The organism is Streptomyces sp. NPDC051913 (assembly GCF_044593635.1).
Lineage (GTDB): Bacteria > Actinomycetota > Actinomycetes > Streptomycetales > Streptomycetaceae > Streptomyces.
The window spans coordinates 49,527-71,320 of the sequence record NZ_JBIUCI010000018.1 but is presented as its reverse complement, the minus strand read 5'-3'; the positions used below and the strand labels follow the sequence as shown (position 1 = coordinate 71,320).

The window sequence follows — 21,794 nt, the reverse complement described above, 5'->3', positions numbered from 1 at the left end:
GATCGTTCACGTCTCCCACGATCACCCCCGGCGAGGGCGCGGGTCCAGCCCCTTTCGCCCGGACGGTGTGAGTGATCCATCACCCGTACCGGTCCCGGCGGACGGCACGTCCGGGCGACGGTCGCGGTGCACTGCGACGCGGGAGCGTTCTCCTGCCCTGCCTTCACGGTGTGCGGTGCGGGCCCAAGTCCTGGTGTACGTCGCCCAGTTCGGCGGCGGTGAGTGCAGGGCCGGGCAGCGGCCTCGGCGTCGGTGCGGTGTGCAGGCCGGCGAGGAACAGGGCGAGGGGACGGCGCCAGGCGTCGGGGGTGGTCGCGGTGGTCAGGGACGGGACCGCGGACGCCTGGACGGGCCCGAGCGCCTGTCTGGAGACGGTCTTCACGACCTTGGCCACCGATCGCGGCACCAACGACCTCATGACTTCCTTGTGGCCTCGTCGCAGCAGGACACGCGGGTGTCAGATCAGCAGCCGTGCGAGTCGGGTCATTTCTGCCTCCGGTTCCACGACCGGCTGGATCACCAACTCGTCGACCCCCGACTTCTCCAGGACGTCGATCCGCCGGATGACCTCGCTCCTCGTGCCGACCAGGCCGAACTTGTCCACCAGGGAAGGCACGATGAGTTCGCGGTCCTCGGGGGACAGCCGGCCCAGGTAGTTGCGGTAGAGCGCCTGGTGGAGCCTCGGATCGGTGGGGGTGGTGCCGCGCGACCGGAGCAGGCGGTCGACAGCCGCGGCCTCCTCCAAGGGCAGGGCCGCGCGGAAGGCGGGGTTCTCCGCGGCGAGGATCAGCGCGCTCAGGGCGATGTGCCCCACCGCGTCCTTGACCGGATCGCCGTAGCGGTCCTCGCCGTCGGCCAGGACGTACAGGGAGGACATGAGATACGTACGGGTCTTGTCGGCCCCGCCGTCGTCACGTGCCGCCGCTCGCCGGGCCTGGCCGAGGGCGGTCCAGGGCGCGGGGTCGTGCAGTCCGAAGGAGATCAGTCCCGCGCCGAGCCGGCCGGCGACCGCGGCGGCCTTCGGACCGAACGCGGCCACGACGAACTCCACGGGATCCTCGGTGTTGACATGGGGCCCCACGTGCAGGAATCGCACGCGGCTTGACCGGGTGCCCTCGCGGTGGTCCGACTCGCGGCCGGCGGTGAGATCCCGCAGGGCCGCCGTGAACGACTCCAGTTCGGCCACCGTCGTGGGCCGCATGCCCAACGTACGGCGCGCCGTGTTGCCCGTTCCCACCCCGCAGATGACGCGACCTGGAGCGAGGGCATTGAGGCTGCTGACGGCCGCCGCGGCGGCGGGCGCGGAACGTAACGCCGGTGAGGTCACACCGATACCGAGCCTGATCCGGTGGGTGGCGTCAGCGCACAGCGCGAGGCTCACGAACGGGTCGCCGTGGACCATCGGTGTGTCGTAGACCCAGAAGCTGTCGAAGCCGAGTTCCTCGGCGCGGGCGGCCAGTCGTTCCACGCCCGGCCGTGCTGTCATGACGATGCCCGTCCGCATGCCGACTCCCCTCACCGTCGAGCGGGGTGACGCACCACTCCCGCTGCCATCCCCGTAGTCATTCCCTGTTCAAGCAGAGGGGACAGGGCTCGCGTATCCCTCGCGCACACGGCGGTCGCTGACGCGGAGGGCGAGGAGCGAGGCGCACAGGCTCACCGCCGCCATGGTGAGGAAGCTCGCGCGGTAGCCGGCTCCCACCAGGGTTCCGGCGAGGGCCACCCCGCCGGCGGCGGCGAGTTGGCGCTGCATGGAGAGCACGGTCGTGGCGTCGGCCATGCGGGCGGCGGGGACGGTGACGAAGGCGGCGTTCTGGCCACTGGCGAAGAGGAGGCCCACGCTGCCGCCGAGCAGGAACAGGGACGGGTACAGGGTGAGAGCCGGCGCGGCATTCGCCGCTGTCCCCAGGTAGGCGGCGATGACGGCGGCTCCGACGCCGCCCGTGACCATGAGTCGGCGCGGACCCACCGTGTCGTGCAGCCGGGGTGCGATCTGCGAGGCCGTCAGCATGCCCAGTGCCTCCGGGAAGGTGGCCAGTCCCGAGTGGAAGGCGTCGTAGCCCAGGCCGTTCTGGAGGAACTGGGGGTACAGGTAGAGGACGCCGAGGAACGCGGCGCCCATGGGCAGCAGGGACATCTGGGTGGTGCGGAAGAGCTGGTCCTCGACGATGTGCAGGTCGATCATCGGGTGCGGGGCACGCAGCTCCCAGGGCACCAGCACCACGAGCAGCAGGACGCCGCCCAGCAGGGGGACGAGGACGTGCCCGCTCCCCCACCCCCGCTCCGGTGCCCTGGTCAGGGCGTAGAGGACCGCCGCGAGTCCGCCGCCGGCCAGCAGGAAGCCGGGGAGGTCGAAGCGGGGTGCGCCGGAGCCGGGGAAGTCGGGCAGGGTCGCAAGGCCGAAGAGCAGGGCGAGCACACCGACGGGGACGTTGACGAGGAAGACCCAGTGCCAGGAGGCGGTGTCCACCAGCCAGCCGCCCAGCACCGGTCCCAGGGCGGGGGCGACGGCGGTCGGGACCATGACGTACTTCTGCGCGCGCAGCCGCTCCGCCACGGGGAAGGCGCGCAGCATCATCGTCATGCCGACCGGCGCGAGGAGGCCCCCGCCGACACCCTGTACGACGCGGCAGGCGGTGAGTTCCGGCAGGGACCCGGCGGTCCCGCACAGGGCGGAGGCCACCGTGAACAGCAGGAGCGCGGCGAGTGCGGTGCGCCGGGTTCCGAAGCGGTTGCCGAGCCAGCCGGAGACCGGGATGAAGACCGCGAGGGCCACCAGATAGCCGACGTTGACCGCGCTGAGTGCCGAGGCGTCCATGCCGAAGTCGCGGCCGAGGGCCGGGAGCGCCACGTTCACGATGGTGGTGTCCAGGATCGCCATGAAGTTCGCGGCGACGAACACCCCGCAGACCGCCACCTTGGCGGGGACGCGGGGGCCGGTGGGCGGCGCGGCTGTGTTCCCGGCCCGGCGGACGAGGGGCCTCACCGTCCGTGGCGGAGCCAGTTGGCCTGGGCTCCGGTCAGGCGCAGGCCGCGGGCCTGGAGGGAACGGTCGATCTGGTCGGTCGTCCGCGGACCGATGGACGGCCACACCTGGGACTGGTGGAGGGTCCAGGCGAGCGCCACCGTCTCGGGTCGGGTTCCGAGTTCGGCGGCGAGTTCGCGGCAACGGCGGCGACGGGCGCGGTTGTCCTCGGTGTCGTAGGGGTCCGGTCTGCCGTTGGTCTCGCGTGTCCCGGTGCGGGCGAAGTAGCCGCGGGCCTGCGCGGACCAGGCCAGCAGGGGCAGCCGGTGGGCGCGGACGACGTCGAGGACGGCGGGGTCGACGTGGAGGCTGCCGCCGAGCAGCGCCGGTTCGGGTTCGGCGAGGCTGAACTGGTAACTGGCGACGGCGTCATGGCCCCGCTCGGCCAGTTCGACGGCGAGCGCGGACAGTCGGTCCGGCTGCCAGTTGGAGGCTCCGACGCGGCGGACGTGTCCGGCCTCGACGAGGCTCACCAGGGTGTCGGCGAGTTCGGCCACGGAGCGGGTGGGGTCGTCGCAGTGGTAGAGGAGGACGTCGATGGTCCGGACGCCCAGGTTGTCGCGTGCGGCCCGTACCTGGTCGTGGACGGTGTCGCGGTCGAGCGGGAGGTCCGCGCCGGTGGTGTCGTGGCCGACCTTCGTGGCCACGCCGAGCGTGCCGGGGTTTCTGCGCAGCCAGTGTCCGATCGCCGGCTCGGCCTGTCCCTTGGCGTAGCTGTGCGAGGTCTCGACCAGGAGCCCGCCCGCGTCGGCGAAGCGGGTGAGGCGCTCGGCGGAGGTCTCGACCGGTTCCGCGCCGAAGGGGCCGCCGAGGACGAAGCGGTGGGCCGCGCTCTCCATGTCCTGTTGGGCGAAGAGTCCGTCGAGCAGGTGCACCGGGGAGTGCGGCATCAGGCCTCACTCCCGGCGACCCGTCCGAATCCGTCGATCTCGGGGAAAGGGCGGGGCAGATACTCCCTGAGGGGGATCTGGAAGACGTTCAGCATCATCGCGGACATGCTGAAACTGCCGACGCAGCCGATGAGATCGAGCACGCCCTCCTCGCCGAAGAGCGTGAGGGCCTCGGCATAGGTGTCGTCCGAGACGAAGTGGTCGTAGAGCATCTCGTGCGCGAAGGCGTGGAAGACCCGCTCGTCCTCGGCTTTGAACCGGGGTGCTTCACCGCGCGCGAGCCGGTCCAGGCATTCGGCGGGGACGCCTTCGATGATCGCCTGCTCGTAGTGGGCGTTCCACGCGGACTGGCTGTCGAAGTGGCGGCCGGCGATGAGCACGCTCAGCTCGCGCAGCCGCTGGGGGAAACGTGACTCGTTGCGGCAGTAGCGGCCGAGGTGCTCGACCCAGGGGGCGAGTTCCATGTTGCGGGCCCAGGCGAGGAAGGGCGGGGGCGGTTCGACTCCGGGGCCGACGATGGCGGTGAGGAGTTCGTTCTGCTCGGGGCTGAGGCTGGTCAGCGGGGTCAGACGCATGGTCGTACTGCCTTTCGGCGAAGACGAGAAGGGGCGTCACCGCGACACGGGACGGTGACGGGAGGAGCGGGAGGGACCCGCGCCCGGGCGGACGGGGAGGCGCGCCCGGGCACGGGCGGCCGACGGTGACGGGCCGTCGGCCGGACATGGTGTGCGGGGTGGTGTGCGGCTCGGTCGCAGGGAGCGGGTCAGGGGCGGCTCAACCTGTCGGAAGCACACCGGCGGTGCGTCAGGCGCTGCGCCACCAGGCGAAGTACTGGTCGCCGTAGCCGTCCATGATGTCGGCGTACTCGTGGTCCGCGTCGGGGAACTCGAAGAAGTCGTGGTCCACGTCGAGGGCGGTGAAGCGGGCGTCGAGGTCGCGGATGGTGGGGGCCAGGCGGGTGTCGAGGCGGCCGGAGAGCAGGCGGACCTGGCTGGTGCGGCGCAGCTCGGGGGCGTTGGCCAGGACCAGGCTCCAGGGGTGGCAGAGGTCGTAGTACTCCTGGTCGCCGAAGTAGGTGTTGTTGACGCGGTCCTCGGGCTCGTCCTTGAGGTCGCGCAGGATCGCGGGGGCGACCGCGGACACCTTGCCGAAGATCTTCGGGTACTTCAGGCCGAGGTGGAGGGCGCCGAAGCCGCCCATGGAGAAGCCCTCGATCGTGCGGGCGGCGGCCTCGGGGATCGTGCGGTAGGTGTCGTCCATGTGCCGGACGAGGTCGAAGGCGGTGATCTGGGCGAGCGGGCGGGCGCCGTCCTTGGAGTCGACGTACCAGCCGATCGGCAGGATCTGCGGGACGACGACGATCGCCGGGGGCATGACCTCGCCCCGGATCGCCTTGTCGATCCGCGCAACCATTTCCGAACCCTGCCGGGCATTGCCGAATCCGCCGTGCAGCCAGTAAATGACGGGGAAGCGCCGGTCGGGTTCGCTCTCGTACTGGGGCGGGAGGTAGAGCTGGTAGCTGCCCTGAGCGTCCGTGCCGCCGCGTGAGGGCTGGGGGTAGAGACCGAAGGTGGTGAGTTCCTGGTCGTCCTGGACCTCGTCGATCCACTGCTGTTCGATCTCTGCCATCTGCTCGGGGGTGGTGCGTACCGTGTGGACCTTCTCTGCCACGGGGTGAGTCCTCTCGGGTGAGCTGTCGTGGTGGGGATCCGGGGTCCTCCGAGGGGGGCGCGGCAGCCCTCCGGCCCTCCCAACCCCGGGAGCGTTCCGTTACGTGGAATGCTGTATCTTTTAGCGGAACGTTCATCAGTGAAGACCTCGCGACGGGAGACTGTCAATGGCCGGGATGGAAACTTCAGAGGACTCACAGACAGGCGGCCGAGGCGGACGCAGCTCCGCCGCGGGCAACGCCACCGACAAGGCCCTCAACCTGCTGGACGCCGCCGCGGCACCCGGCTATCCGCACCGGCTCGGCGAGATCGCGGCGGCCGCGGGCGTGCCCAAGGCCAGCGCCCACCGCATCCTGCAGAACCTGGTGGCCACCTCCTACCTGGCCACCGACGGCGCCGGGAGCTACAGCCCCGGCCCGCGGCTGCGCGCCCTCGCGGCCCGCGTCACCCAGGGCTGCGCCGAGGACCAGGTGATGCGGGCCGAACTGGAGGTGCTCAGCCGGCGCACCGGGCTCACCGCGCAGACGGGCGTACGGACCGGCGACAGCATCACGCTGCTGGTCAAGGTGGCCGGTCCGAACCCGGTGCAGGAGTCCTCCCGGGTGGGCCAGCAGCTGCCGCCGCACACCACCGCCATCGGCAAGTGCGTCCTCGCCGCCATGGCCGACGACGAACTCACCGCGTTCGTGGAGCGCGTAGGCCTGGAGGCCCGCACCGAGAACTCGATCCCCGACCTCGCCGCCCTGCGCGTCGAACTCGCCACGGTGCGCGAGCGGGGTTTCGCCCTCGACGAGGAGGAGAACGAGTTCGGTGTGCGCTGTCTCGCCGCCCCCGTCCGCGATGCCCGGGGTCGGGTCGTCGGCGGGGTCGGCCTCGCCACGATCACCTTCCTGGAGTCCCGCGAGGCGCTCCTGGACCGCAAGGACCTGCTGCTCACGACGGCCGAAGCGCTGCACGGACTGCTGGGCTGAGCCCCTGTCCGCATTTCCGTCCGTGCATGATCCGCATTCTTAGCTTGCACGTTCGTCGGTCAGTTCGTCCTGTACGACAGGTAGACACCGACGCACCGTTTCAGCAGGGTTACAGCACTCGACCGATCGCGTTCCGTCCGGCCAGCCCCCGGACGGGACCACGACATCGGCGCTGAACGCCTGAACATCATTCCTCGCGAGCAGCGGGAGCACCTCCGGTTCGTCGCCGCTCAATTCCCGGTACCGCCGATCCCGTACGGCCCACAGCCGGCCGTCGCCATGGCGGATCCCCGCGACGCAGACCCGACTTCCCCCTCAGGCCCGTCGGCCCGATCGCCGCACCCGCGCGCCTCGCCCCACCCATGGCAGCGCCCCAGCCGAGCTCCAGCGCAACTGAGCAAGGAGAGCCATGTCTTCCCACGACCTCCCACCGCACCGGCCCGCGCCGAGACCACTCCGTTCCGCCCGCTACGGCCTGCCCGCCCTGTGCGCCGCGCTGTCCCTGGCGCTGACCGCATGCGGCGGCGGGACGGACACCACCGCGGGCGCCCAGGGCACCGGCAAGCCCGTCGCCGGCGACACCCTCACCGTCGCCGAGCAGCAGGCCCCGCCCGGCCTGAACCCGGGCACCGCCGACCTGGGCTTCGTCGACTTCACGATGCTGTCGTACGAGTCGCTGTTCTACCTCTCCCCCGCGGGCAAGGTGGAACCGGCGCTGGCGAAGTCCTGGAAGTACGTCGGGACGGGCAACAAGGAACTGTCCCTCACCCTGCGCTCCGGTGTGAAGTTCGCCGACGGCACCGCGGTGACCGCCGACGCGGTCAAGGCCTCCCTGGAGTACGCCAAGAAGGCGCAGGGCAACCAGGCCCACTACCTCACCGACGCGACCATCACGGCCACCGGCCCGCTGGCGCTCACCATCAAGCTGGCCAAGCCCAACCCGATCCTGCCCACGCTGCTGACCCAGTCGTACGGCATCGGGCAGATCATCAGCCCCGAGGGCCTGGCGAACACGGCGAGCCTCACGCCGACGAAGACGAGTCAGGGCGCGGGACCGTACATCTACCAGCCGTCCGACAGCGTGGCCGGCGACCACTACACGTACACCGCCAACCCCTCCTACTACGACAAGGCCAAGCAGCACTACAAGAAGATCGTGATCCGGATCGTCCAGAACGGGCAGACCGCGGTCAACGCCATGAAGACCGGCCAGATCGACGTCTACAAGGGCGACTACACCTCGGCCGCCTCGGCCAAGGCCGCCGGGATGTCCACCGTCGGCCTCCCGGTGATCCTCCAGGGGCTGAGCCTGATCGACCGCGAGGGCGAGGTGTCCGAGCCGCTCGGTGACGTCCGCGTCCGGCAGGCCGTCAACTACGCCATCGACCGGGAGGCGGTCACCAAAGCGCTCCTCGGATCGGCGGGCACCCCGACGACCCAGACCGTGATCAAGGGCGGTGACGGCTACTCCGCGGAGCTGGCCGACCACTACCCCTACGACCCGGCCAAGGCCAAGGAGCTGCTGAAGGCGGCCGGCTACGCGGACGGCTTCGAACTGCCCGTCCTCGCCGCCACGTTCGTCGGCTTCGACACCATGGCGCAGGCGATCGCCGGGCAGTTGGCGAAGGTCGGCATCAAGGTCAAGGTCACCGCGGTCACCAGCATCACCTCCTTCGTGGAGAACCAGACCAACAAGAAGTACCCGGCCGTCTCCGGCGGGTTCACCGAGGAGCCGATGTATCTGGAGGGCCTGGACCTGTTCATGCCGGGCTCCAAGGTCTTCAACGGCTTCGGTTCCACCTCCCCCGAGCTGACCGACCTCTTCGACAAGGCCGCCGCGGCCGAGCCCGCCGAACGCGCCGACCTGGACCGGCAGATGCAGGAGTACCTGGTGAAGAACGCCTGGTTCGCCCCGGTCGCCTTCACCCCCGTCAACTACTACGTCCGCCCCGGCATCGGCGGCGTGCAGGTCAGCGCGGGAGCACCCTTCGTGAGCCCGCTCGCCGTCTACGCCACCAAGTAGCGCTCCGGGCGGCCCTCACCTGACCGGGGGCCGCCCGGCTCAAGAAAGGAGAGCGGTGCCATGCACCGGATCCTCTTCCGCTGGCTGCTCGGCGCGATCCCGGTCGTGTTCGGAGTCTCGGTCCTGACGTTCGTCCTCACCAGTCTGGTGCCGGGCGACCCGGGCCGCACCATCCTCGGCGCCAACGCGAGTCCCGCCCAGGTCACAGCACTTGACGCGCAGCTCGGCCTCGACCACCCGCTCCCCGTCCGTTACGCGGACTGGCTCGCCGCCGCCCTGCACGGCGACCTCGGCACCTCCCTCACCTCCGGGGTCCCGGTGAGCGACCAGCTCGGCTCCCGCCTGGGCGTCACCCTCTCCCTGATCGGGGGCGCGATCCTGGTCGCCGCCGTCGCCGGGGTGGCCCTCGGGGTGCTGAGCGCGCTGAAGGGCGGCCGGCTGGGACGTGCGGTGGACGGCATCTCGCTCGTCGGACTCGCCGTACCCAACTTCTGGTTCGGTCTGGTCCTGATGACGGCGTTCGCCGTGCAGCTGCCGCTCTTCCCGGCCACCGGCTACGTGCCGTTCACCGAGTCGCCGGTCCAGTGGTTCGAGTCGCTGGTCCTGCCGGTGCTCACCCTGGGAGTGCCGGCCACCGCGCCGGTCGCCAAGCAGACCCGCGACGGCGTGCTCACCCAGCTCGACCGCGACTACGTCCGGGTCCTGCGGGCCCGCGGCATCCCCGAACGGTCGGTGCTCTTCCGGCATGTGCTGCGCAACGCGGCCGCGCCGATCGTCACCGTGCTCGGGATCGTCGTGGTGACCCTGTTCGGCGGCACCGTGCTCGCCGAGACCCTGTTCGTGATGCCGGGCCTCGGCGGCCTGGCCGTCACGGCCGCGCAGACGCAGGACATCCCGATGGTCCAGGGGGTCGCCCTCGTCTTCACGGTCACCGTGATGTTGATCAACCTGCTGATCGAAGTGGTGTACGCGATGCTCAACCCGAAGGTGCGGACATGAAGGGCCTCGTGAAGGGCTTCGTCCGCAAGCGGGCGGCTCTCGCCTCCGCCTGTTATCTCCTCCTGGTCGTCCTGATCACCCTCAGCGCAGGCCTGCTCGCCCCCTACGATCCCGACGAACAGGACCTGACCGCCGCACTCCAGGGGCCCAGCGGCCAACACTGGCTCGGCACGGGCGAGTTGGGCCGGGACGTGCTGAGCCGGCTGATGCACGGCGGGCAGATCACCCTGCTCGGAGTGGTCATCACCCTCTTCGTGTATCTGGTGCTCGGGGTCCCGGCCGGCATGGTCGCGGGATACCGGGGCGGCTGGTTCGACCGGCTCGTCCTCAAGAGCGCGGAACTCGTCTCCGCCGTCCCCGTGATCATCGTGCTGCTGGTGGTGCTCTCCGTCTTCGTCAACGACGAGAACGCGGCCATGGCCGCCAACGGCCTGCTCGGCGCACCCCTGTTGGCCAGGGTCGTGCGCTCGGCCACGCTGGGCGTCAAGGAGGAGCTGTACGTCCGGGCAGCCGTCGCGAGCGGCATCCGCGACCGGGTGATCATCCGCCGCCATGTCGCCCCGCGCGTCAGCGGAGTCGTCCTCGTCCAGGCCTCCGTGTACGGCGCCTACGCCGTACTGCTGGAGACCGGGCTCGGCTTCCTCGGACTCGGTACCACCGAGGCCAGCTGGGGCAGCATGATCGCCGAGGCGTCGAAGAACGTCGGCACCGATCCCTGGTTGCTGGTGCCCTCCGGATTCATGATCATCAGCTTCATCCTGGCGCTGGGGCTGCTGAGCGACGGTCTGCGCGACACCCTCGCCGAACGTTTCGCGCCCTCGGCGGACAAACCGCCGTCCCGTCGTCGCCGCGCGGCTGCCGCGGCGGGACCACGGCCGTCGGTCCAGACGGTGGCCGAGGCTCCCGCCGACGCACTGCTCTCCGTCCGGGGCCTGACCGTCGCACTGCCGGTCGACGGCAAGGCGACCGAGGTGATCCGGGACGTCTCCTTCGACCTGGCGGCCGGTGAGGTGCTGGGGATCGTCGGCGAGACCGGCTGCGGCAAGACCGTCACCGCGACCTCGCTGCTCGGCATGCTGCCCGCGGGCGGCGAGATCACCACCGGCACCATCCGCTTCGAGGGCGCGGATCTCGCCCTCGCCGACGCGGCGGCACTGCGCCGGGTCCGGGGCCGTCGTATCGGCTGGATCTCCCAGGACCCGATATCCGGCCTGGACCCGTCGTTCACGGCGGGCGCCCAGGTCGCGGAGGCCGTGCGTGTGCACACCGGCTGCTCCCGCAAGGAGGCCAAGCAGCGCGCACTGGAGCTCTTCGCGAAGGTACGGCTGCCCGACCCGGCCCGCGTCGCCGCCAGCTACCCGCACCAGCTGTCCGGGGGCATGGCCCAACGCGTGGGCATCGCCGCCTCCTTGGCGGGCGATCCCGCCCTGGTCATCGCCGACGAACCGACGACCGCGCTGGACGTGACCGTGCAGGCCGAGATCCTCGACCTGCTCCGCGAACTCCAGGCCGCCGGCACCGCCGTCATCCTCATCACCCACGACTGGGGCGTCCTGGCCGACCTGTGCGACCGGGCCGTGGTGATGTACGCCGGCGAAGTCGTCGAGGAGGCCGAGGTCACCGCCCTGGTCACCGCACCGGCCCACCCGTACACCGCCGGCCTGTTGCGCTCCGACCCGCACCACGCGGTGCCGGGCGAGCCGCTGCCCGCCGTGGAGGGCGCCGTGCCGCCCCCGCCGCAGTGGCCGGTCGGCTGCCACTTCCAGAACCGCTGCCCACGGGTGACCGACGCCTGCCGGGAAAAGCCCGTCGTCATCACCCAGTTGGCGGCCATGGAGCGCTCGACCCGGTGTCTCAAGCCCCTCGAACCGACCGGAGGTGCACCTCGTGACTGACCTGGTGAAGGTGCGCGACCTGAGCGTCATCTATCCCCGGCCGCGCCGCAGCGGCGGGCCGCTCAACGCCGTACGCGGCGTCGATCTGACGGTGTGCCACGGCGAGACCGTGGGGCTGGTCGGCGAGTCCGGCTCGGGCAAGTCGACCATCGGCTCCGCGCTCCTCGGGCTGGTCCCCGCGGCCGCCGGCACGATCACGTTCGACGGCGCGGACATCACACGGGCCTCCCGCACGGACCGCCGGTCGCTGGCCCGCCGTATGCAGGTGGTGTTCCAGGATCCCTACGGCTCCATGAACCCGGCGCACACCGTCGGCGACACCCTCGCCGAGAGCCTGCGGTACAACCTCGCGCTGCCCAGCGAGGAGATCCAGGCACGGGTGCTGCGTGCCCTCGACGACGTGGGCCTGCCGCCCGGTGCCGCCCGCCGCCATCCTGCGGCCTTCTCCGGTGGCCAGCGTCAACGCATCGCCATCGCACGGGCGTTGGTGATGGAGCCCGACTTCGTCGTGTGCGACGAGGCGGTCAGCGCGCTGGATCTGTCCGTGCAGGCACAGGTCCTCAATCTGCTCGCGCGGCTCAAGGGCACCCGCGGTCTGAGCTATCTGTTCATCTCCCACGACCTGGCTGTCGTGCGCTATCTGAGCGACAGCATCGTCGTCCTCTACGCCGGCCGGGTCGTGGAACGGGGCCCGGCGGCCCTGGTGGCCGACTCCCCCGCCCACCCCTACACCCGCGCCCTGCTGGCGGCGGCCCCGGTCCCCGACCCGACGGCGCAACTCGCCCGCCGCACCGAACGCCTGCGCGCCACAGCCCCCACCCCCGCCACACCGGGGCGACCCGGCACCGGGTGCGATTTCGCCGCCCGGTGTCCCTTCGTTCAGGACATCTGCCGAACGACCCGCCCCGAACTGACCGACCAGGGCGGCGTGTCCGTGGCTTGTCACCGCTACGAGCACGTCATCGCCCGAGCCGCGTAGCCGCCCCGCTTCCCCCTCCTCGTCAAGGACCACGATGACCACCACCGCATCTGCTCAGCCCGACATCGCCGCACTCCTGCCCGACGGCACCCAGCTCATCGGCGGCGAGTGGGTTCCCGCTCGCTCCAAGGCCACCATCGACGTCGTCAACCCGGCCACCGGCGCCCTGCTGGCCCGCGTCCCGCGCGGCACCGCCGAGGACGTCGACGACGCCGTACGCGCCGCCGAGCGGGCGCTCCCCGCCTGGCGCGACGCCAGCCCCGCCGCACGCGGTGAACTCCTCCACCGCTGGGCCGAGTCGGTGCGCGAGCACGACGACGACATCAACCGCCTGGAGGCCATCGAGGTCGGCCACCCGGTCGGCCCCTCCCCCATCGCCGCACGCCTGACCTACCTCGCGGGCAAGGCCGACAAGGTCTTCGGCGACACGCTTCCCACCCGCTCCCCGGACGTCCTCGGCCTGACCCTGCGCGAGCCGTACGGCGTGATCGGCGCGATCATCCCGTGGAACGCGCCCGGCCCGATGACGGTGTTCAACACGGCGGCCCCGATCGCCGCCGGCAACACGGTCGTTCTCAAGCCTGCCGAGGACGCGCCGCTCACCGCCCTCTACCTGGCCAAGCTGGCGCAGGAGGCGGGTATCCCGCCCGGCGTCCTCAACGTCGTCACCGGATACGGAGACGAGGCCGGCGCCGCGCTCCCCGCGCACCCCGGCGTCCGCAAGCTGAGCTTCACGGGCTCCCCCGCCACCGGCACCGCCGTCATGGAAGCCTGCGCCCGCAACCTCATCCCGCTGCAACTGGAGTTGGGCGGCAAGTCCCCGCAGATCGTGCTGCCGGACGCGGACCTGGCCAAGGCCGTACCGGCGATCGTGCGCAGCATCGTCATGAACAGCGGCCAGGTCTGCGCGGCCGGCTCCCGCGTGCTCGTCCACTCCTCCCTGCACGACCGGCTCGTGGTCGAACTCGCCGATGCGTTCCGTGCCGTAAGGGTCGGGCTGTGGGACCAGCAGGTCGACATGGGCCCGTTGATCAACGCCCGGCAGGAGAGGCGGGTGCTGGACTATCTGGCCATCGGCCGCGAGGAGGGCGCCGAAGTGGTCGTCGGCGGCGGCAAGTTGATCGGGGCACCCTACGACGACGGCTACTTCGTCGAACCGACCCTCTTCGACCGGGTCACGCCGGACATGCGCATCGCCCAGGAGGAGATCTTCGGCCCCGTGCTCTCCGTCCTCACCTACGAGGACGAGGAAGAGGCGGTCGCCCTCGCCAACGGCACCCGCTACGGCCTCACCGCCACCGTCTGGACCCAGGACGTCGGCCGCGCGGTGCGACTGGCCCGCCGGGTCCAGGCCGGCCAGGTCGCCGTCAACACCCTCGGCGACGGCGGCCCGAACGGCGCGATCGGCGCACCCTTCGGCGGCTACAAGCACAGTGGCTTCGGCCGCTCCATGGGGCCCGACTACCTGGAGGACTGGACCCAGGTGAAGTGCGTCGTCATCAACTCCGGCTGAGCGGGGACGAGTCCCGGGCCGGTCATCGAGAGACGGCGACGACGCCCACGTTCGTCCCGCCACCGGATCCTTCGGTGGCGGGACGCGGCGACGCGATCAGCGCAGGCCGGCGAAGAGGTCGTTCTCGGGTACGGGCGCGCCGGTGGTGTCCTGGACGCGTACGAAGGTCTCGATGCCCATCAACTCGCCGAACCTCTCCTTGCCCATCTTGAGGAAGAAGATGTTCTCGCCCTGGCTGGCGTGCGCGGCCAGCGCGTCGAACTTCTGGCCGCTGAAGCCGGTCGTGTCCACCCACGTGGTGATCTGGTCGTCGGGGAGACCGATCTCGGCCAGCGCGGCGGCCTCGGCCGGGTCCGGCTCCGGCATGTCCTCATGGAACTCGCGCATGACCTCGCCGAACCGCTGCATCATCGAGCGGGGCGCCGTCGTCCAGTACACCTTCGGTGACAGGTCGGTCATCTCCAGCGCCGCCATCGTGATGCGGTGGGCCTGGATGTGGTCGGGGTGGCCGTAAAAGCCGTTCTCGTCATAGGTGACGACCACGTCGGGCCGGTAGTGCCGCATGAGTTCCGCGAGCCGCGCCGCGCCTTCCTCCACAGGGGTCTGCCAGAAGGATCCGGGGGCGTCGTTTCCGGGCCAGCCCATCATTCCGGAGTCGGCGTAGTCCAGCATCTCCAGATCGCTGATTTTGAGGACGTCACAGCTGGCCTGGAGCTCCTGGCGGCGCATCAAGGCGACCGCCGCCGGATCGTGCCCGGGATCGCCCGGCTTCACACCCCCCGGTCCGTCCCCGCAAGCGCCGTCGGTACAGGTCACCAGCACCGTGCGCATGCCTTCCGCCGCATACCGCGCGAGGACCCCTCCGGTGCCGGTGGCCTCGTCGTCGGGGTGGGCGTGCACTGCCATGAGGGTCAAAGGGCGGTCAGTCATGAAAAAGTCCTCCTGCGGACAAATATCTGGGTCCGGACGGCGCGGCGGACACACCGCGACCTTGAGGCCCGGTTCCAGGTGGGGGCGGATGACCCTGCGGTCCCCTGTTGCCCCGCCCATGCGGCACCGGTCCCTCGCTCGATGCAACCTTCCCGGCCGGACCGGGTGTTCCCGGCGCGGCCTCTTGGCTTGTTTCTGGCCCCGGACGTCCCGTCCTCAGCAGCGGTCTCGCCCGTACACGGATACAGACGGTCCGCCACGGCAGAACTCATCGCTGCGGGACGGCGCACTTGCAAGAAGCACTGCGGTGCCGACGGCCGCGGTGTCAGGGCGTCGAAGAAGGCGCCGTCGGCAGGGACGATGCCGTCGGGGCCGAGGTCCTGCCGCATCGATAGGCCGCGCCTATACGGGGCATCGATTTTTGGTCGTGGACCCCCCGCGCCGGGCCCGGGTTCACTGTGGCCCAAAGCTGGCGCGGACCGATCGGGCTCGGTGGCGCGCGATCAGGGAGGCTGCAATGACGCATACCCCGGGCAACGGACGAGCCGAGCAGGCCGCGCGTATCGCGGCCAAGCCGTGGTACCGGCAGTTGTACGTCCAGGTGCTGGTGGCGATCGTGATCGGCATCGTGCTGGGCTGGCGGTGGCCGGATCTGGCCACCGACATGGAGCCGATCGGCACGACGTTCATCACCGCGATGAAGATGCTGATCGGGCCGATCGTCTTCCTGACGATCATCGGCGGCATCGCCGGCGTCGCGGACCTGAGGAAGGTCGGCCGCACCGGAATCAAAGCGCTGACCTACTTCCAGGTCGGCACGATCGTGGCCCTGCTCACGGGCCTGGTGGCGATCAACGTCTTCCGGCTCGGGGACGGTGTGCACGCCGATCCGTCGACGTTGCGGACCACGGGCGACGCGAGCCAGTACGTCGAACAGGGCGAGCACCAGCACTGGTGGGAGTTCCTCACCGGCATCGTGCCGGACAGCTTCTTCGGCCCGTTCGTCGAGGGGAAGATCCTCCAGGTGATCTTCCTGGCCGTCGTCTTCGGCATCGCGATCAAGCTGGTGGGCAAGACGGGCGAGCCGATCATCGCGGCCGTGGGACGCCTGACCGAGGTCGTCTTCAAGGTCCTGTCCTTCGTGATGAGGGCGGCACCGCTGGGCGCCTTCGGCGCGATGTCGTACGCCATCGGCAAGTTCGGCCTGTCCACGCTGACCAGCCTCGGCTCGCTGATCCTCCTCTTCTACGTCACCTCGGCCCTGTTCGTCGTGGTCGTGCTCGGCGGTGTGCTCGCCCTGTACGTGCGGCTGAACATCTTCCAGCTCTTCCGCTACTTCAAGGAGGAGTTCTGGCTGATCCTCGGCACCTCGACCGCCGAGCCCGCGCTGCCCGGGCTGATGCGCAAGCTCCAGTTCATGGGCGCCGAGCGCCCCACGGTCGGCCTCGTCGTGCCGACCGGCTACAGCTTCAACCTCGACGGAGCGGCGATCTATCTGTCGCTGGCCACCCTCTACATCGCCCAGGCCACCGACACCTCCCTCTCCCTCGGCCAGCAACTCGGCCTGCTGGCCGTCATGTTGCTCACCTCCAAGGGCGCGGCGGGCGTCGCGGGCGGCGGTTTCATCGCGCTCACCGCCACGCTGTCGACGGTCGGTTCCGTCCCGGCCGCGGGCATCATGCTCATCTTCGGCATCGACAAGTTCATGTCGGAGTGCCGGGCGCTGGTGAACTTCTTCGGCAATGCCGTCGCCACCCTGTTCGTCGCCAAGTGGGAGAACGGGCTGGATCTGGAACGGGCGCGGGCGGTGCTGGCCGGGCGGGCGGGTGAGCCCTCGCTCGCCACCGAGGCCGAGCCCGAGATCGAGTCCAGGTCCGAGCCCAAGCGCGAGTCCGAGTCGGAGTCCGAGTCGGAGTCCGAGGTGGTACTCGCCAAGCAGCGTCCGGCCGCCGTTCACCCCGCCGAGGTGACGTCCTGATGCCCTCCGGCCTTGCGCCCTCCATCGTGACGCCGTCCGTCCTGATCGCGCCGGACAAGTTCAAGGGCTCCCTCACCGCCGATGCCGTGGCCCGCGCCGTGGCGGACGGGCTGCTGGCCGCCGCCCCGCACACCCGCGTCACCACACTCGCCCTCGCGGACGGAGGGGAGGGCAGCGTGGCCGCCGCCTGCACGGGCCGCTTCCGCGCCGAGACGGTCGTGGTGACGGGGCCGGTCGGGGAGCCGGTGACGGCCTCCGTCGCCCGCGACGCCCGTACCGTCCTCGTCGAGGCCGCCGCCGTGTGCGGCCTCGGCCTGCTGCCGAAGGGGCGTACGGCCGCACTGACGGCCACCAGCCGCGGCGTCGGCGAGGCCGTCCGGCAGGCGCTGGCCGGCGGAGCCGACACGCTCGTCCTCGCGCTCGGCGGTGTCGCCACCACCGACGGCGGCGCGGGTCTGCTGCAGTCCCTGGGTGCCGTCCTCGCCCGCGCGGACGGCACCCCTGTCGGCCCCGGTGGCCGCGGACTCGCCGACCTCCACCACCTCGACCTCACCGCGGCCCGCGCCGCGCTCGCGGGAGTCGATCTGATCCTCGCCACCGACGTGGACAACCCCCTGCTCGGAGCGGACGGCACCGCCGCCGTCTACGGCCCGCAGAAGGGGGCGACCGCCGACGACGTACGCGAGTTGGACGCGGCGCTGACCGGCTTCGTACGACGGTTGGCGGCGGCCGGTGTCCCGGACGCGGACGGCCTCGCCCGTACCGCCGGAGCGGGTGCGGCCGGCGGGCTCGGGTACGCCGGGTTGCTGCTGGGCGGCCGTATCCGCTCCGGGGCCGATCACTTCCTGACGCTGCTCGGTGCCGACGAACTCCTCGCGGACGCGGACCTCGTGATCACCGGCGAGGGCAGCCTGGACGAGCAGTCCCTGTCGGGAAAACTGCCGGTCGCCCTGGCGCGACGGGCCCGGCGACAGGGTGTCCCCGTGCATGCCGTCGCGGGCCGGTGCACCCTGTCCGCCGAGCAGGCGGGCGCCCACTTCCGCTCCGTGCAGGCCCTGACGGATCTGACCGACGAGGACTGCGCCACCGACAGTGCGCTGTCCGCACAGCTGCTCGCACGGTATGGCCGCGCGGTCGCCGAGCGATGGATCGGCGGCTGCGGGGAAGGGGCCGGGTCGGCGGCTAGGCCGTGTCTCTCGGATCAGCCCGACTCGGAGCGACGGTGCTCACCGGGATGATCCGAAAGACACGGCCTAGGTTGACCCTGACCTAGGACGACCGATCGGCGGAGGCAACGTGGACGCGCGGCAGCTGGAGTACTTCCTGGCCATCGTGGAGCACGGCGGCTTCAGCAAGGCCGCTGCGGCGCTCCACGTGGCCCAGCCGTCGCTGTCGCAGGCCATGGCGAACCTGGAGGCCGACCTCGGGGTCGCCCTGTTCCACCGGGTGGGCCGGGGCGTCGTCCTCAGCGAGGCCGGTGCCGAACTGCTGGAGCCCAGCCGCCGCGTCCTGCGCGACCTGGCCGCCGTGCGCGACACCGCCGCCGCGCTCGCCGGGCTGCACGGCGGCACGGTGGAGGTGGCCACCATGCCCTCCCCCGGCATCGAGCCGCTGACCACCCTCGTCCACCGGTTCGCCGAGCTGCACCCGTCCGTCACGGTGAGCACGCAGGCCGCGTTCACGCCCGACGAGGTGGTGTCGCTGGTCCGCAGCGGCGCCTGCGAGCTGGGCCTGCTGGGCTCGGCGAGCCCCGTCAACCCCTCCGGGATCGACGTCCTGCACGTCGAGGACCAGCCCTTCGTGGTCGTCGCCGCCCCCGGCGGGGCCGTCGAGGACGATGTCACGGTCCGGCCCGAGGACCTGGCCGGGCAGAAACTCATCGCCTCGCGCACGGGCAGCCTGATGCGCACCATCGTCGACGACATCACGGCGGGCGGTACCGGCACGGAGATCGTCACCATCGTCGACCACCGCACCTCCATCCTGCCGCTCGTCCTGACGGGCGTGGGCGTCGCCGTGCTGCCCTCCTCGTGGACCCGTCTGGCCCGTCGGTGCGGGGCCGTGGTGGCGCCCATCGAACCGACCGCCCACCTCCATGTGGCGATGGTCAGCCTGCCCGCGCATCTGACGCCGGCCGCCCGCGCGTTCCTGACCCTCACCAGGTCGCTGGCGCAACGCCGGGTCCGCGACGCCTGACACGTCGACGAGCCGCCGCACAACCGATCGGCCACGCCTATACGTCGTATCGAATCCATGTCTTGGACGGTTCACCAGGGCGCTGTGTTGACTCGAAGCGACCCCGAAACACAGCCGGCCGGAGGCACTTCATGACCACCACACCCCGCACGTTCCGCATCGCCGCCATCCCCGCCGACGGCGTCGGCAAGGAGGTCGTCGCCGCAGGGCGTGCCGTCCTCGACGCCCTGGCCGAGGAGTCCGGCGGGGCCTTCGCCTTCGAGTGGCAGGAGTTCCCCTGGGGCTGCGAGTACTACGAGCGCACCGGCACGATGATGGACGAGGACGGGCTCGACCGGCTCAAGGACTTCGACGCCATCTACTTCGGTGCCGTCGGCTGGCCGAACGTCCCCGACCACATCAGCCTGTGGGGGCTGCGGCTGAGGATCTGCCAGAGCTTCGACCAGTGGGCCAACGTCCGGCCCGTGCACTTCCTGCCGGGCGTCACCAGCCCGCTGCGCAAGGCCGACGACACCGAGCTCGACTGGGTGGTCGTCCGCGAGAACAGCGAGGGCGAGTACGCGGGCCTCGGCGGCCGCAACCTCGGCGGTCGCGGACCCGGCGGTGAGGTCGCCGTCCAGTCCGCCCTGTTCACCGAGGTGGGCTGCGAACGGATCATGCGGTTCGCCTTCGACCTGGCCCGCACCCGGGCGCACAAGAAGGTCTCCTCCGTGACCAAGAGCAATGCCCAGCAGTACGGCATGGTCCTGTGGGACGACGTGTTCAAGCGGGTCGCCGCCGACTACCCGGACGTCGAGACCGAGAGCGTGCTCGTCGACGCGATGTCCGCGAAGTTCGTGCTCAAGCCGGAGGACCTCTCCGTCGTCGTCGCCTCCAACCTCAACGCCGACATCCTCTCCGACCTCGGCAGCGCCCTCGCCGGCAGCCTCGGGCTCGCCGCCAGCGCCAACCTCAACCCCGAGCGCCGTTTCCCGAGCATGTTCGAGCCGGTCCACGGCTCCGCTCCGGACATCGCCGGCCAGGGCCTCGCCAACCCGATCGGCGCGGTCGGCAGCGCCGCGCTGATGCTGGAGCACTTCGGCCTGCACGACCAGGCGGCCCGCCTCAACAAGGCGATCGAGGCCACGACGGCCGCCGGCGTCCTCACCCGCGACGTCGGCGGCACCGCCTCCACGGAGGACGTCACCAAGGCGCTGATCGACGCCCTGTGAGCCATGCGGGCCAGGGAATCGGGGACGCCGGATCGAGTCGTACGGGTTCGTCGCGGTCGCAGTGCGGCGTGCCTTCGACGACCCGTGCGGCGGCGACCTGGTACGGCGGGCACGCGCACGTTCGGCTGCCCCGCGCGTCCGCTCTCCGGGATTTCGTACCCTTGCGGCATGCGCATGCGTCCCACCCTGAGCTGGACCCCTGCCGAGGATCTGCCGCCGGCCACCACGGATCTGGGCCCGGTCGTGGATGTGCTGAGCGCCGGCGGTGTGCTGGTGCTCAGCGGGGCGGGTATCTCCACGGAGTCGGGCATCCCCGACTACCGGGGCGAGGGCGGCAGCCTTGGCCGGCACACGCCGATGACCTACCAGGACTTCACCGCGAGTGCCCAGGCCCGCCGTCGTTACTGGGCGCGCAGTCACCTCGGCTGGCGCACCTTCGGCCGGGCCCGCCCCAACGCCGGGCACCGGGCCGTGACGGCGTTCGAGCGACACGGCCTGCTCTCGGGGGTGATCACCCAGAACGTGGACGGCCTGCACCAGGCCGCGGGCAGCGAGGGTGTCGTCGAGTTGCACGGCAGCCTGGGCCGGGTCGTCTGTCTTTCCTGCGGTGCTGTCAGCTCGCGCCGGGCGCTGGCCCTGCGGCTGGAGGAGGCCAACGCGGGCTTCGCGCCGACGGCCGCCGGGATCAACCCCGACGGCGACGCCGACCTCACCGACGCGCAGGTGGGCGACTTCCAGGTGCTGCCGTGTCTGATCTGCGACGGCGTCCTCAAGCCGGACGTGGTGTTCTTCGGCGAGACCGTGCCCGCCACGAGGGTCGAGCAGTGCCGCCAACTGGTCCGTGACGCGAGATCGCTACTGGTGCTGGGCTCTTCCCTGACCGTCATGTCCGGTCTACGGTTCGTCCGCCAGGCCGCCCAGGCCGCCAAAACCGTGATCATCGTCAACCGGGACCCGACCCGAGGCGACCCCCACGTCCTCACCCGCGTCGCACTGCCGCTGGGAGCAGCTCTGACCAGCGTCGCAGACGCACTGAACCTGGACGTCGGCACTGAGCCGACCGGGGGACGAGCCGGGGAGGCTTGAGCGGGCCCACGCTTCCCGGAGGCTGTTCTGGAACCGTCTGTACGCCGCCGCGGTGCTCGACACACCGCGACGGCGTACATGGGTTCGACTGGCCCCCGAAGCCCGGGCAGCGGGCCGAGATCAGGCGGGGGTGATGTTCTCCGCCTGCGGGCCCTTCTGGCCCTGGGTGATGTCGAAGGTGACAGCCTGGCCTTCCTGGAGCTCACGGAAGCCGGAGGCGTTGATGTTGGAGTAGTGCGCGAAGACGTCCGGACCGCCGCCGTCCTGGGCGATGAAGCCGAAGCCCTTTTCGGAGTTGAACCACTTCACGGTTCCGCTGGCCATGCTGATGCCTCTCAGTCGATGTCAGGAACCGCACCGCGCGGCCCTGGAGGTGATCGCCCTGGTCCGGCACTGCACAGCAAAACGCCCACGCCAAGGCGCGGGCA

Annotated in this window: 19 protein-coding genes; 11 read left to right on the top strand and 8 right to left on the bottom strand. The window is 71.0% G+C overall.

Features of this window, described 5'->3' with window-relative positions; translation table 11 throughout:
- Window positions 1-163 precede the first annotated feature (163 nt).
- The 6 genes from ACIHIX_RS38505 to ACIHIX_RS38480 form a co-directional block, all read right to left on the bottom strand.
- Window positions 164-418, bottom strand: coding sequence for a hypothetical protein (locus ACIHIX_RS38505; RefSeq protein WP_399964725.1), 255 nt, complete (start codon window positions 416-418; stop codon window positions 164-166).
- A 39-nt stretch (window positions 419-457) separates the two neighbouring features.
- Window positions 458-1,504 carry an LLM class flavin-dependent oxidoreductase gene (locus ACIHIX_RS38500; protein WP_399964722.1) on the bottom strand — a complete coding sequence of 349 codons (1,047 nt, stop codon included), beginning with the start codon at window positions 1,502-1,504 and terminating at the stop codon, window positions 458-460.
- A 69-nt stretch (window positions 1,505-1,573) separates the two neighbouring features.
- The gene (locus tag ACIHIX_RS38495) at window positions 1,574-2,986 is read right to left on the bottom strand and encodes an MDR family MFS transporter (protein ID WP_399964720.1); all 1,413 of its coding nucleotides are present in this window, start codon (window positions 2,984-2,986) and stop codon (window positions 1,574-1,576) included.
- The gene (locus ACIHIX_RS38490; RefSeq protein WP_399964718.1) at window positions 2,983-3,915 is read right to left on the bottom strand and encodes an aldo/keto reductase; all 933 of its coding nucleotides are present in this window, start codon (window positions 3,913-3,915) and stop codon (window positions 2,983-2,985) included. The genes ACIHIX_RS38495 and ACIHIX_RS38490 overlap by 4 nt, the downstream gene beginning before the upstream one ends.
- Entirely contained in the window at window positions 3,915-4,490 is a 576-nt protein-coding gene (locus ACIHIX_RS38485; protein WP_399964716.1) for a carboxymuconolactone decarboxylase family protein, read from the bottom strand. Before ACIHIX_RS38485 ends, ACIHIX_RS38490 begins: the two co-directional genes overlap by 1 nt.
- A 229-nt stretch (window positions 4,491-4,719) precedes the next feature.
- Window positions 4,720-5,586 (bottom strand): alpha/beta hydrolase, encoded by an 867-nt coding sequence (locus ACIHIX_RS38480; RefSeq protein ID WP_399964714.1) that lies wholly within the window; start codon window positions 5,584-5,586, stop codon window positions 4,720-4,722.
- A 175-nt stretch (window positions 5,587-5,761) separates the two neighbouring features.
- Between ACIHIX_RS38480 and ACIHIX_RS38475 the strand changes: the two genes are divergently transcribed.
- From ACIHIX_RS38475 to ACIHIX_RS38450, 6 genes are all read left to right on the top strand, one after another.
- Window positions 5,762-6,556, top strand: a complete 795-nt coding sequence (locus ACIHIX_RS38475; RefSeq protein WP_399964712.1) for an IclR family transcriptional regulator — start codon at window positions 5,762-5,764, stop codon at window positions 6,554-6,556.
- Window positions 6,557-6,965: 409 nt separating this feature from the next.
- A complete protein-coding gene (locus ACIHIX_RS38470; protein WP_399964710.1) occupies window positions 6,966-8,579 on the top strand; it encodes an ABC transporter substrate-binding protein in 1,614 nt (537 codons plus the stop codon).
- Between the two features lie 60 nt (window positions 8,580-8,639).
- On the top strand, window positions 8,640-9,578 hold the full coding sequence (locus tag ACIHIX_RS38465) for an ABC transporter permease (RefSeq protein WP_399964708.1): 939 nt from the start codon (window positions 8,640-8,642) through the stop codon (window positions 9,576-9,578).
- Window positions 9,575-11,473 (top strand): dipeptide/oligopeptide/nickel ABC transporter permease/ATP-binding protein, encoded by a 1,899-nt coding sequence (locus ACIHIX_RS38460; RefSeq protein ID WP_399964706.1) that lies wholly within the window; start codon window positions 9,575-9,577, stop codon window positions 11,471-11,473. Before ACIHIX_RS38465 ends, ACIHIX_RS38460 begins: the two co-directional genes overlap by 4 nt.
- Entirely contained in the window at window positions 11,466-12,452 is a 987-nt protein-coding gene (locus ACIHIX_RS38455) for an ABC transporter ATP-binding protein (protein ID WP_399964704.1), read from the top strand. Before ACIHIX_RS38460 ends, ACIHIX_RS38455 begins: the two co-directional genes overlap by 8 nt.
- A gap of 34 nt (window positions 12,453-12,486) precedes the next feature.
- Window positions 12,487-13,965 (top strand): aldehyde dehydrogenase family protein, encoded by a 1,479-nt coding sequence (locus ACIHIX_RS38450; protein ID WP_399964702.1) that lies wholly within the window; start codon window positions 12,487-12,489, stop codon window positions 13,963-13,965.
- Between the two features lie 96 nt (window positions 13,966-14,061).
- Here ACIHIX_RS38450 and ACIHIX_RS38445 read toward each other — a convergent pair whose 3' ends face one another.
- The gene (locus ACIHIX_RS38445; protein WP_399964701.1) at window positions 14,062-14,895 is read right to left on the bottom strand and encodes a PIG-L family deacetylase; all 834 of its coding nucleotides are present in this window, start codon (window positions 14,893-14,895) and stop codon (window positions 14,062-14,064) included.
- Between the two features lie 517 nt (window positions 14,896-15,412).
- On the opposite strand from ACIHIX_RS38445, the gene dctA reads away from it, so the two are divergent.
- The 5 genes from dctA (at window position 15,413) to ACIHIX_RS38420 (ending at window position 21,366) form a co-directional block, all read left to right on the top strand.
- On the top strand, window positions 15,413-16,873 hold the full coding sequence (dctA, locus tag ACIHIX_RS38440; RefSeq protein ID WP_399964699.1) for a C4-dicarboxylate transporter DctA: 1,461 nt from the start codon (window positions 15,413-15,415) through the stop codon (window positions 16,871-16,873).
- The gene (locus ACIHIX_RS38435) at window positions 16,873-18,111 is read left to right on the top strand and encodes a glycerate kinase (protein WP_399964697.1); all 1,239 of its coding nucleotides are present in this window, start codon (window positions 16,873-16,875) and stop codon (window positions 18,109-18,111) included. The genes dctA and ACIHIX_RS38435 overlap by 1 nt, the downstream gene beginning before the upstream one ends.
- Before the next feature lie 58 nt (window positions 18,112-18,169).
- A complete protein-coding gene (locus ACIHIX_RS38430; protein ID WP_399964696.1) occupies window positions 18,170-19,069 on the top strand; it encodes a LysR family transcriptional regulator in 900 nt (299 codons plus the stop codon).
- Window positions 19,070-19,200: 131 nt separating this feature from the next.
- The gene (locus ACIHIX_RS38425) at window positions 19,201-20,280 is read left to right on the top strand and encodes a tartrate dehydrogenase (RefSeq protein ID WP_399964694.1); all 1,080 of its coding nucleotides are present in this window, start codon (window positions 19,201-19,203) and stop codon (window positions 20,278-20,280) included.
- A gap of 168 nt (window positions 20,281-20,448) precedes the next feature.
- Window positions 20,449-21,366, top strand: coding sequence for an NAD-dependent protein deacetylase (locus tag ACIHIX_RS38420; protein WP_399964692.1), 918 nt, complete (start codon window positions 20,449-20,451; stop codon window positions 21,364-21,366).
- A 120-nt stretch (window positions 21,367-21,486) separates the two neighbouring features.
- Here the strand turns inward: ACIHIX_RS38420 and ACIHIX_RS38415 are convergent, their stop codons facing one another.
- Window positions 21,487-21,690, bottom strand: coding sequence for a cold-shock protein (locus ACIHIX_RS38415; RefSeq protein WP_059190954.1), 204 nt, complete (start codon window positions 21,688-21,690; stop codon window positions 21,487-21,489).
- Window positions 21,691-21,794: the final 104 nt, after the last annotated feature.